The sequence below is a fragment of the Pseudoalteromonas sp. SWXJZ94C genome (assembly GCF_015864385.1).
Classification (GTDB): domain Bacteria; phylum Pseudomonadota; class Gammaproteobacteria; order Enterobacterales; family Alteromonadaceae; genus Pseudoalteromonas.
This window is the reverse complement of the sequence record NZ_JADYXF010000077.1, coordinates 1-10,973: the sequence shown is the minus strand read 5'-3', so window position 1 is coordinate 10,973 and position 10,973 is coordinate 1. Positions and strand designations below refer to the sequence as shown.

Below are 10,973 nucleotides of genomic sequence, written 5' to 3'. Positions count from 1 at the left end.
TATTTTGTTTAACTCAGTATTATATTTATTCATGCTCTGCTTTTGGGATAGATAGTGGTTTGGCGATTACTATCAGATCAAATTCAGAGCATGTTTTCAAGTTTTATTCCTTAAGATCCAACCTATGAAGTATTATTAAAATAGTTAAGACACCGCACCAAATAAAGTAAGTAATGCAATAAGTACTAAATAAAATAGCACGTTGCGCTTTACCAACTTAATCATGCATGTTGCTTCATAAGTGCAACCATAATAACGTTTCTCTACTTGTTCAGCAGCTAAAGCAGTACAAGTAACAACTTTTCTATTTGGGCTGGTAAAATCAAGTACATAATGCAGCCAACAACTTGTGCCTTTATTAAAGTTGCCAATAACTAAATATCCAAAACTTGTAATACGTGCAGGTAACCAATCAAGCCAAAATAACAGTTTATGTATTAGCTTAAAGCGTTTTGCAAATACAACTTTGTGATCTTCTCTAACTAAATCAGCAAACGTACGCACTAATGCATACAACACAGCACCAGGAGCGCCTAGTACCACAAACCAAAATATAACCGCGCAGTAAAATCTAAAATTAACCCACGCTAATGTTTGCCCAAAGGTTTCGCCGTTATCTTCGCCTTGCGTATGCTTTTGCCCAATTTGTAAAGCATATAACGATGCCGCAGTTCCGTCATCGCGTGTTAATGCATTTAAGTACGACTTATATAAAGCACGTTGTTTAGCACAACCAAAGCACACTAATAACACCGCTACATTAATACCTAGCTGCCATAATACAAAATCAGATAAGCAATAAATAAACGCCATAGCAATAACAGGTAATATTAACCAAATTAAAAACCCAGGAACCGAACAAAACAAGCCTTTGTCAGCAAGTAATTTAGTAGAGCGTTTTAAGTAACCATTTGCGTAATAGCTTATTTGCCAATAGTTTGAGCGAGCACCTAAGCGCTCAAGTATTAATGCAATTATTATAGAAACCAAAATCATTGTAGTTACTCTCTTAACTTGATTGCTCAAGCATATTAAAAAACAATTGCCAATTAAAGCTATTACCTGGATCGGTTTTTCGCCCTGGTGCTATATCGCAATGCCCAACAATACGCGAAGCGGTAATTTTAGGATAGCGCAGCATTATTGACCCGCTAATACGAGTTAACGTTTTGTATTGCGCTAAAGTATAAGGTGTAGTGTCGGTACCCTCAAGTTCAATACCAATACTAAAGTTATTACAAGCGGGCTCGCCATTAAACTCAGATAACCCTGCATGCCAAGCACGCTTATTAAAAGGTACATATTGAATAAGCTCACCGGTGCGTTTAATAAAGCAATGCGCCGATACCCTAACTCCCTCTAAACTAGTAAAGCTTGAATGTGCACTGCAGTTAATATTGCCCATAAATAAATCATCAACAAACGACGTACCAAACTGCCCTGCCGGTAAAGAAATATTATGTATAACCAATAATGAAATATCTACGTTAGTAGGGCGTTCATCAAAATGATTACACCCACGCTTTAGTACATTGCGTACCACGCCATTTAAATCTATTTTCATAATGCTTTATAATATTTTTATAATATAAGTACATAAAATGTATAACGCGATGCTAAAGGATTTAAAAAAATAATGATAGTAATGAGCGAGGTATAAAACCTCATCTACAAACAACTCAAGTCCTTACGCGTGAACGCACGCCGGTAAAACACCCCAAGCTTATATAAACCCAACCTGTAAGTGCGAATTTACTTCGCGCTTGTTATTAATACCGGTTATGTTGCCCACATCACTCATACATCTAACTTAAGCACTTTAAAAGCGAGGTATAAAACCTCACCTACAACAACTCAAACCCGCACATAGGCAAAAATATTCCAAACTTATATAAGCCCAACCTGTAGGTGCGAATTTACTTCGCGCTTGTTATTAATATTATTCAATCTAACTTAAGCACTTTAAAAGCGAGGTATAAAACCTCACCTACAAATCCACCACAAACACACACCGATGAAGTTTATTTCACGCCAATAAATAAACCAACTCGTAGGTGCGAATTTACTTCGCGCTTGTCATTCATGCCACTACATTATCTATATAACTCACATACCTAACTTAAGCAGCTAATTACAACACCAAAAAGCGAGGTGTAAAACCTCACCTACAAATCCCCCATAAACACACACCGATGAAGCTTATTTCACGCCAATAAATAAACCAACTCGTAGGTGCGAATTTACTTCGCGCTTGTCATTCATGCCACTTACATTATCTATATCACTCACATATCTAACTTAAGCAGCTAACTACAACACCTCAAAGCGAGGTGTAAAACCTCACCTACAAATAATCCAAAACCACCACCAACTAAAAATCATTCCACGCCAACGTATAAATTAACTTGTAGGTGCGAATTTACTTCGCGCTTGTCAATTATACCATTCACGTTTTCCATATAACGCATCTAACTCAAACACCCTAAAGCGAGGTATGAAACCTCACCTACAAATAACCCAAAATACACACCGATAAAAATCATTCCACACCAATATATAAACCAGCCCGTAGGTGCGAATTTACTTCGCGCTTGTTATTAATATCAATCACGTTGCCCACATCGCTCATACATCTAACTTAAGCACTTTAAAAGCGAGGTGTAAAACCTCACCTACAAATACCCTATAAACACACCGATAAAAATTTATTCTACGTCAATATATAAACCAACCCGTAGGTGCGAATTTACTTCGCGCTTGTTTAACTTTTTACTTAAAAGCCAATCGCTTCTCTTTCTTTTATAAACATAGTAAAATTTAACTAATTTATTAACGCTTATGAGCTTTTATTATGTCTATCCCGCACTCTTTAGTTAGCCAACTTGTCACTCTTGCACTCGACGAAGATCTAAATTACCAAACAGCTCAAAACGGCGATATTACCGCGCAGCTTATTCCACAAAGCGAGCAAGCTAACGCAAAAGTAATTACTCGTGAAGACTGCGTATTTTGTGGAAAAGACATAATCCTCGAAGTATTTAAACAAGTAGACCCAACCGTAAAAGTAAATGTATTAATAAACGATGGCGATACCGCCCTAGCTAATAGCACCCTATTTACAGCAACAGGATCTGCACGCTCTATATTAACAGCCGAGCGAACTGCACTTAATTTTGTACAAACACTTTCAGGCACCGCAACTACTACTGCGCATTACGTAAAAGAGTTAAGTGGTACTTCAACCCAACTACTCGACACCCGTAAAACCATACCGGGTTTGCGCGCATTACAAAAATATGCAGTAAAATGTGGTGGCGGTGCAAACCACCGTATAGGGTTATTTGACGCGTTTTTAATTAAAGAAAACCACATAGCAGCGTGTGGCGGCATTACTAACGCAGTTGCTCAAGCTAAAGCTAATCATCCAAATAAACCTGTTGAAGTAGAAGTTGAATCGCTTAACGAACTTAAGCAAGCAATTGACGCCGGTGCCGATATAATTATGCTCGACAACTTTAGCGTTGAACAAATTAAAAAAGCGGTAATTTCAACCAACAAACGCGCAAAAATTGAGGTTTCGGGGAATATGACACTCGATATACTTAAAACTTATTCGCAAGCCGGAGTCGATTTTATATCAAGCGGTGCACTAACAAAAAATTTACAATCGATAGATTTATCCATGCGATTCGAATAAAAAAAATACGATCACAAGTTTTTGACAATTCTAATACATTGACAAAGTGTACAAAAAGGCATTTAATAGCACAAAAGGATGACTTGTAACATTTTGTTAATTAATGTGTGTGTTTAATTAAAAAACACGTGCTAAATAGTAAGCAATAATGGTAGACTCATCCTGTTGGTCTATTTAATTAAAAATAATAAGCTTAAATAACTAGTTAATTCTTTAGTTTTTAAATTTTTACTATTAAAAATATAATTTAAACGAAGATTACTTAGCTATTTTTATGCTTTTAACTATCCTTACTTTGGTTAGTTATAGTGAGCTATATTAATTTATAAATTAAATAACAACACAATGAATTCACACCTAGCTTTTGTGTTTCATACCCTAAAGCTAAAAGTGTAATAAAAATTAATTTTAAGTAAAACTGTAAAGTAAATCAGCTAAATTAAGTAAGGCATTTGCCACTTATATGATTTAAGTTACAAAATCTATCCTTTAGGAGAGGAAACATGAAAACAATGACTCAAAAACAACAGGGTTTCACCCTAATTGAATTAATGATTGTTATCGCAATCATCGGTATTCTTGCTGCTATCGCTTTACCGCAGTACCAAACATACACTAAAAAAGCGCGCTTTTCTGAAGTTGTGCTTGCTGCATCTTCAGCTAAAGGTTTAGTTGATGTATGTTTCCAAACTCGTGGCGCTGGTTCTTTAGCAAATTGTAATGATGCTGATAAAGTAGGCTTAGATGCAACAGGCGCAGCAGCTGGTGATAATGTATTAAGTGTTGCCGTAGGCACTGCAGGCGTAGTTACAGCAATTGGTGAGGGTACTGTAGATGATGCGACGTACGTGTTAACACCAGCGGCTACTAATGGCACATTAACTTGGGACCAAACTGGTACTTGTATTGCTGCAGGTCTTTGTTAATTAAGTTTTAAAATGAGAAAGGCTTTCGGCTTCTCTCTAATAGAGCTAATGATAGTTATCGCTATAATGGGGATATTAATATCATTAGCTCTTCCTGCTTATAATAATCATTATAAGCGCTCTAAATTTGTTGAAGTTGTGCTTGCTACAAATACTTTACAACGTAATGTCGAAATTTGCTTTTATACAAAACATGCACTAGCTAATTGCGATACATTTGCTAAGTTAGGCGCGAATAAATCTGATTATATATCCCCAAAGTTTATCTCCAACATTGAAATATCAACCTCAAGTAATTATCAAATAACAGCTACAGCAAGCGGCGAGGCATCAATTTCAAGCAGTGGCGATACCTACATAATGCTCGCAACTATTAGATCGAATCAACTACAGTGGGCTTTATCACCAACAAGTACTTGCATTAGCGAAGGGACTTGTTAAAAACAAGGCTGTCACCCTCTTTAGTGATATTCACAATACCTTTTTTTGTTACTACGCCGCATATTTGTGAGCATTCTGATTCAAAACTTGATAGTTCAAAAAACTCATACATTTCGATAGGTGAAACTGAATTTTTAATTAGCTTTTCATATTCAGCTCTATCTTTACTACCAACCTTTGGTTCTTTAAAGCTATAAAAAGCCTCTGTGTTTATATCACTTCTTGAGTCATTTTTTGTAACTGCAAAATATGAGCCCTGCCACTTTATAATATACGCTAACCTTTGCCCGTCTATTTGCACAATACCGTAACCTAATGAACACACCTGCAATAGAAGTATTATTGATATATTTATTATGTTTTCTTTACGAGATTTATTTGGAGAAAGTAACCATAAACTTAAAAGTGGACCTAACACTAAATCTAAGCTTAATATAATTACAGTTAATCCTATTAAATCTGTTAACTGATCTCGCCCATTAAAAAACCAACTGTTATAAATATATATACTAACGAGTAGTAAAAGTATTGCACCTAAAAAAAAGTGTAATGAGGACCATTTTATTTTCTTTTTTATGTTGTTAGTAAGCATTTAAATATCCGATTATTTAATTAATTAATAAAAGCTTTAGCATCAATTGTTTAAGTTTAACTTTATGGCTATTATATACAACTAGGCTTAATCTTATACCTAAATGGTGCTATGGAATCAATATGGCTAAAAAACAAGAAAAAAAAGGACAAGATATATTTGAGTGGGTAGGTGTAAGTGCTCGCGGTAAGCGCTTAGATGGCGAATTAAAAGGAGCAAGTATAGCCCTAGTAAAAGCCCAACTACGCAAACAAGGTATTACACCATCGAAAGTAAAACGTAAAGCTAAGCCTTTATTTGGGACTGGTGCTCAAAAAATAACACCTAAAGATATTGCAATAGTAACAAGACAAATAGCCACCATGTTAATGGCGGGCGTACCGCTAATTCAATCTATTGAAATGATTGGTACAGGCGCTACGAATAAAAGTCTTGGTAAACTAATGGAAACCATTGCAGATGAAGTAAAAGCAGGTCAGCCATTTTCTACAGCATTAAAAAAACACCCTCGTTATTTTGATGATTTATATTGTGATTTAGTTGCATCTGGCGAGCAATCGGGTGCACTTGATAGAATATTTGACCGTATTGCTATTTATAAAGAAAAATCAGAAGCACTAAAATCAAAAATTAAAAAAGCCATGTTTTATCCTATCGCTGTATTGGTTATTGCCGGTATTGTTACCTCTATTTTATTAATATTTGTAGTGCCGCAATTTCAAGAAATATTTAATGGTTTTGGCGCTGAACTCCCTACTTTTACTTTGTTTGTAATTGCTATATCTGAATTTATGCAAAAATACTGGTGGATTATTCTTATTGCAATTGTTGCATTTGGCTACGCTTTTAAAGAAGCAAAGTTAAGGAGCTTAAAGCTTCGGGATGCAACAGACCGAACCATACTCAAATTACCTGTAATTGGCATGATTTTAAACAAAGCAGCTGTGGCTCGTTATGCTCGAACGCTTTCGACCACGTTTGCTGCAGGTGTGCCATTAGTTGATGCATTAGACTCAGCCGCTGGGGCCTCTGGCAATGCAGTTTATCGCTACGCTATTTTAGATATAAAAGCCGAGGTTAGCTCGGGTAACCAAATGAACTGGGCTATGCGAAACTCTAAAATATTCCCAGATATGGTGATACAAATGGTGGCAATTGGTGAGGAGTCAGGATCCTTAGATGGCATGCTTGCTAAAGTGGCTACTATTTATGAACAAGAAGTGGATGATGCGGTTGATGGACTCTCTAGCTTACTAGAACCACTAATTATGGCTGTGCTAGGCGTACTAGTGGGTGGTTTAATTATTGCCATGTACTTGCCTATTTTCCAACTTGGTGCTGTTATTTAGCCTTTATTATTCGTCATCTATTTAATTATTTGGTTTTTATATGCAAAGTATTATCGATTTAATGCAAAGCCAATTGTGGTTTTATTTAACCACGGTTGGCTTAGTAAGTTTATGTGTAGGTAGTTTTTTAAACGTGGTGATTTACCGGTTACCACTCATGATGCAACGAGAATGGCAAAGTGAATGTCGTATATTATTAGAAGATGAGCTAAAAGCTAATGTAGCCAATACTAATAAAAATACTAACAGTACCGTTGGGGGAAATACTGAAAATAGCACAGGAAGTAATCAACCCTTTAATTTAGTAAAACCCAACTCAACTTGTCCAAAATGCAAAACTGCAATTAAGCCTTGGCAAAATATTCCTATAATCAGCTGGTTATTTTTAAAGGGTAAATGTGCAAATTGTAGTAATCCTATATCTGTTCGCTACCCCGCTGTTGAGGCTATTACAGCAATATTAAGTTTAGTTGTAGCTTATAGCTTTGGTGCGACCGAACAAGCCCTATTATATATACTTGTAACTTGGGTTTTAGTAGCACTAACCTTTATTGATATTGACCACATGCTACTGCCAGATCAGCTTACACTGCCACTTGTATGGCTTGCACTTATAGCCTCTGTAATGGGTTACACCATTGCACCAGCCGATGCAATTGTTGGCGCTGCATGCGGCTATTTAAGCTTATGGAGTGTGTTTTGGTTATTTAAACTGCTCACTGGTAAGGAAGGTATGGGTTATGGCGACTTTAAGCTATTAGCTGTATTTGGCGCTTTACTTGGCTGGCAATCGCTATTAACTATTATATTACTCTCAAGCGTTGTGGGCGCTATTATTGGTATTGCCCTACTGAGCATTCAGGGTAAAGACAAAGCAACCCCCATTCCTTTTGGTCCTTACCTTGCCATTGCTGGTTGGATAGCCATGCTTTGGGGCAGCCAACTACAAAGTACTTACTTTAATTTAATGGGTTATTAAGTGGGCTTTATCAAGTTGAAGGTTTCTAAGTTGGGTGCTTACTAAAATGAGCGCTGCTAAAATAACCGAGAAAGCCGCTAAAATAAATAATTGGGTACTGGGTTTAACAGGTGGTATTGGTTGTGGTAAAACAGCCATAAGCAATATGTTTGAAGAACTCGGTATAACCATTGTTGATGCCGATATTATTGCCCGCGAAGTCGTTGAGCCTAATAAACCAGGATTAAAAGCAATTGTTAGTTACTTTGGTAATGAAATACTACTGCCCAATGGTACTTTAAACAGAGCTGTTTTAAGAGAGCGTATTTTTGCTAACAATGATGACAAAGAATGGCTAAATAAATTATTGCACCCGCTTATTCGTAATAAAATACTTATAGATTTAAACACAGCAACAAGCGCTTATGTTGTTTTAGTTGCACCGCTGCTATTTGAAAATAGCCTTGATAAATACTGCAACCAAACGCTATTAATTGATGTACCTAACAGTGTGCAAATAGAGCGTACTACTCAGCGCGATAATGTTAGCGCTGAGCAAGTAAAAAATATTATTGCAGCGCAAATGCCACGAGAGCATAAACAACAAAAAGCAGATGCTATTTTAAATAATGACCGCGATTTAGCATTAGTAAAAACAGACCTTTTACGCCTACATAAAAATTACTTACAGTTAGCATTAAAAATGCATAACTGTAAAAACAACTTAAGCATAATTTAAGCACTCAAAAGTGGTCATAACTTTTATAAACCTCTATATTAAATAGTAAATTTAGCCTAGATTATGAAGAATAATATAATCGCCTTCTTTTTTCTGATAAATTACTCACACCGAAGGATTAAAACAGGTGCGCAATGAATATTAACTCACCGTTACTGAGAAAATTTATTACTCTTGGTCGTATTGACGCCGATACGATTAAAGCCAAACAACAAGAATTTGCCTCAACCGCTGAGCTTATTTCTAAATGTGGAAAAATCGACAGCAAAGATTTAGCTGAGCAATGTATTGATTTGTTTCGCGTGCCTTACTTTGATTTGAGAGATTTCGATCCCGCAAGGATCCCACCCGATCTTATAAAAGAAAAACTGATTCGTAAGCATCATATTTTACCTTTGCTGCAAAAAGGCAGAAAAGTTTATATTGCTGCGTCAGATCCTACCGATTACGGCGCATTTGAAAACTTTGAATTTAGTACTGGGTTTTCGTGCGAAGTGGTTGTGGTTGATTATATTCAGCTCGATAACAAAATTGAGCAGTTACTTGATGCCACTGGCAGCTTAAATTTAAGTGATGACGAGTTTAAAGAGTTTGCAGACTTAGATACTGAAGGTGCTAAGGAGTCAATGCCCACGGATGATGATAAAGATGATGCGCCAATCATCGTTTACATCAATAAAATTTTAATGGATGCGATTAAAAAAGGCGCGTCTGATTTACATTTTGAACCCTATGAGCACAAATACCGCATTCGCTTTCGTATCGATGGCATTTTGCACGAAGTAGCAAGCCCACCTAATACATTAGCAACTAAGCTCTCGGCGCGTATAAAAGTAATGTCGCGACTCGATATTGCCGAAAAACGTAAACCGCAAGATGGTCGTATAAAACTAAAAATAACCGAACGTAAAAGTATCGACTTTCGTGTAAGCACCATGCCTACGTTGTGGGGCGAAAAAATTGTAATGCGTATACTCGATTCATCAAGCGCTATGTTAGGTATTGATGTATTAGGTTACGAGCCAGAACAAAAAAAATTATACATGGATGCGCTTAGCCAACCACAAGGGATGATATTAGTAACCGGCCCGACGGGTTCTGGTAAAACAGTATCGCTTTACACCGGTTTAAATATACTAAATCAGCCAGAGCGAAATATTAGTACAGCTGAGGATCCGGTTGAAATTAACCTTGAAGGTGTAAACCAAGTACAAATTAATATTAAAGCCGATATGACCTTTGCAAATGCACTGCGTGCATTTTTACGTCAAGATCCAGATGTGGTAATGGTAGGTGAAATACGTGACCTTGAAACCGCTGAAATATCAATAAAGGCAGCGCAAACTGGTCACTTAGTGTTATCAACGTTGCATACCAATTCAGCGCCCGAAACCATTACGCGCTTATTAAACATGGGCGTACCTGCATATAACGTAGCAAGTTCAATTAGTTTGATTATTGCTCAGCGCCTCGCGCGCCGTTTATGCTCAAAATGTAAAGCACCAGAAATACTGCCAGATGAAGAACTTACTCGCCAAGGCTTTAGCGAGCAGCAAATTAGTGAAATGACACTATATACGCCAAAAGGCTGTGATAGCTGTACCGATGGTTATAAGGGTCGTGTAGGTATCTACGAAGTAATGCAAATTACGCCAGAAATAGCACAAATTATTATGCGCGGTGGTAATTCATTAGAAATTGCCGAAGTGTCACTTAAAGCAGGGTTTAATAACTTACGCTTATCGGGTATTCGTAAAGCAGCTGAGGGAATGACATCACTTGCCGAAATTAATCGGGTAACTAATTTTTAAAAATAGCTCACCCAACTAATATGATTATTAGCTGGGTGAGTAAGTTATATCTAATGGTTTGAGTTAGTGGCTTGAACTTAAATAATGTAAACTGCACAAAAAATTGTGGAGAGTAAATTATGCCTACTATTGTTAACTGCCCAACATGTAAAAATAAAGTTGAGTGGTCAGATCAAAGCCCGCACCGTCCTTTTTGTTCTAAGCGTTGTCAGCTTATAGATTTAGGTGAATGGTCGTTTGAAAACAACAAAATTTCTGCACCAATGACCTCAGCTGATGAATTTAGCCAAGATATGATCGAAGATATTGAAGCCATGATGGCTAAAAATGAAGATGATTTTTTTAAATAAAATAAACACACATGAGAAAGCCAGCATATAGCTTAACACCGATCAGTTAAGGTATTTTTGATCGGTTGACCGATCTTTTGGTTGCTTCACAATACCCTTATCATCTTTTG

General features: G+C 36.7%; 11 protein-coding genes. 8 read left to right on the top strand and 3 right to left on the bottom strand.

Annotation, left to right across the window (positions count from 1 at the left end):
• Positions 1 to 144: 144 nt before the first annotated feature.
• Complete coding sequence (ampE, locus tag I6F65_RS20275; protein WP_024612471.1) at positions 145 to 996, bottom strand: beta-lactamase regulator AmpE; 852 nt, start codon at positions 994 to 996, stop codon at positions 145 to 147.
• Between the two features lie 13 nt (positions 997 to 1,009).
• Positions 1,010 to 1,564 carry a 1,6-anhydro-N-acetylmuramyl-L-alanine amidase AmpD gene (gene ampD, locus I6F65_RS20270; protein WP_197114637.1) on the bottom strand — a complete coding sequence of 185 codons (555 nt, stop codon included), beginning with the start codon at positions 1,562 to 1,564 and terminating at the stop codon, positions 1,010 to 1,012.
• A 1,287-nt stretch (positions 1,565 to 2,851) separates the two neighbouring features.
• Between ampD and nadC the strand changes: the two genes are divergently transcribed.
• From nadC to I6F65_RS20255, 3 genes are all read left to right on the top strand, one after another.
• Positions 2,852 to 3,697: a carboxylating nicotinate-nucleotide diphosphorylase gene (nadC, locus tag I6F65_RS20265; RefSeq protein WP_197114636.1), complete on the top strand. Its 846-nt coding sequence runs from the start codon at positions 2,852 to 2,854 to the stop codon at positions 3,695 to 3,697.
• A 503-nt stretch (positions 3,698 to 4,200) separates the two neighbouring features.
• The gene (locus I6F65_RS20260) at positions 4,201 to 4,623 is read left to right on the top strand and encodes a prepilin-type N-terminal cleavage/methylation domain-containing protein (RefSeq protein WP_269435962.1); all 423 of its coding nucleotides are present in this window, start codon (positions 4,201 to 4,203) and stop codon (positions 4,621 to 4,623) included.
• 12 nt (positions 4,624 to 4,635) lie between these two features.
• Positions 4,636 to 5,064 carry a prepilin-type N-terminal cleavage/methylation domain-containing protein gene (locus I6F65_RS20255; protein WP_197114635.1) on the top strand — a complete coding sequence of 143 codons (429 nt, stop codon included), beginning with the start codon at positions 4,636 to 4,638 and terminating at the stop codon, positions 5,062 to 5,064.
• Here the strand turns inward: I6F65_RS20255 and I6F65_RS20250 are convergent.
• Positions 5,045 to 5,656 (bottom strand): fimbrial assembly protein, encoded by a 612-nt coding sequence (locus I6F65_RS20250; protein WP_197114634.1) that lies wholly within the window; start codon positions 5,654 to 5,656, stop codon positions 5,045 to 5,047. The genes I6F65_RS20255 and I6F65_RS20250 overlap by 20 nt on opposite strands.
• A gap of 122 nt (positions 5,657 to 5,778) precedes the next feature.
• On the opposite strand from I6F65_RS20250, the gene I6F65_RS20245 reads away from it, so the two are divergent.
• The 5 genes from I6F65_RS20245 (at position 5,779) to yacG (ending at position 10,863) form a co-directional block, all read left to right on the top strand.
• On the top strand, positions 5,779 to 7,005 hold the full coding sequence (locus I6F65_RS20245; protein WP_197114633.1) for a type II secretion system F family protein: 1,227 nt from the start codon (positions 5,779 to 5,781) through the stop codon (positions 7,003 to 7,005).
• A gap of 40 nt (positions 7,006 to 7,045) precedes the next feature.
• Positions 7,046 to 7,984 carry an A24 family peptidase gene (locus I6F65_RS20240; protein WP_197114632.1) on the top strand — a complete coding sequence of 313 codons (939 nt, stop codon included), beginning with the start codon at positions 7,046 to 7,048 and terminating at the stop codon, positions 7,982 to 7,984.
• A 46-nt stretch (positions 7,985 to 8,030) separates the two neighbouring features.
• Positions 8,031 to 8,702 carry a dephospho-CoA kinase gene (gene coaE, locus I6F65_RS20235; protein ID WP_197114631.1) on the top strand — a complete coding sequence of 224 codons (672 nt, stop codon included), beginning with the start codon at positions 8,031 to 8,033 and terminating at the stop codon, positions 8,700 to 8,702.
• A 134-nt stretch (positions 8,703 to 8,836) separates the two neighbouring features.
• Positions 8,837 to 10,513, top strand: a complete 1,677-nt coding sequence (pilB, locus tag I6F65_RS20230; protein WP_197114628.1) for a type IV-A pilus assembly ATPase PilB — start codon at positions 8,837 to 8,839, stop codon at positions 10,511 to 10,513.
• A gap of 119 nt (positions 10,514 to 10,632) precedes the next feature.
• Complete coding sequence (yacG, locus tag I6F65_RS20225) at positions 10,633 to 10,863, top strand: DNA gyrase inhibitor YacG (protein ID WP_197114626.1); 231 nt, start codon at positions 10,633 to 10,635, stop codon at positions 10,861 to 10,863.
• Positions 10,864 to 10,973 lie beyond the last annotated feature (110 nt).

Excerpts from the sequence above, each read along its gene's own strand:
- I6F65_RS20260 (WP_269435962.1), top strand. The coding sequence starts at position 4,201 with ATGAAAACAATGACTCAAAAACAACAGGGTTTCACCCTAATTGAATTA.
- ampE (WP_024612471.1), bottom strand. The coding sequence starts at position 996 with ATGATTTTGGTTTCTATAATAATTGCATTAATACTTGAGCGCTTAGGT.
- ampD (WP_197114637.1), bottom strand. The coding sequence starts at position 1,564 with ATGAAAATAGATTTAAATGGCGTGGTACGCAATGTACTAAAGCGTGGG.
- I6F65_RS20245 (WP_197114633.1), top strand. The coding sequence starts at position 5,779 with ATGGCTAAAAAACAAGAAAAAAAAGGACAAGATATATTTGAGTGGGTA.
- I6F65_RS20255 (WP_197114635.1), top strand. The coding sequence starts at position 4,636 with ATGAGAAAGGCTTTCGGCTTCTCTCTAATAGAGCTAATGATAGTTATC.
- I6F65_RS20240 (WP_197114632.1), top strand. The coding sequence starts at position 7,046 with ATGCAAAGTATTATCGATTTAATGCAAAGCCAATTGTGGTTTTATTTA.
- yacG (WP_197114626.1), top strand. The coding sequence starts at position 10,633 with ATGCCTACTATTGTTAACTGCCCAACATGTAAAAATAAAGTTGAGTGG.
- pilB (WP_197114628.1), top strand. The coding sequence starts at position 8,837 with ATGAATATTAACTCACCGTTACTGAGAAAATTTATTACTCTTGGTCGT.
- coaE (WP_197114631.1), top strand. The coding sequence starts at position 8,031 with ATGAGCGCTGCTAAAATAACCGAGAAAGCCGCTAAAATAAATAATTGG.
- I6F65_RS20250 (WP_197114634.1), bottom strand. The coding sequence starts at position 5,656 with ATGCTTACTAACAACATAAAAAAGAAAATAAAATGGTCCTCATTACAC.
- nadC (WP_197114636.1), top strand. The coding sequence starts at position 2,852 with ATGTCTATCCCGCACTCTTTAGTTAGCCAACTTGTCACTCTTGCACTC.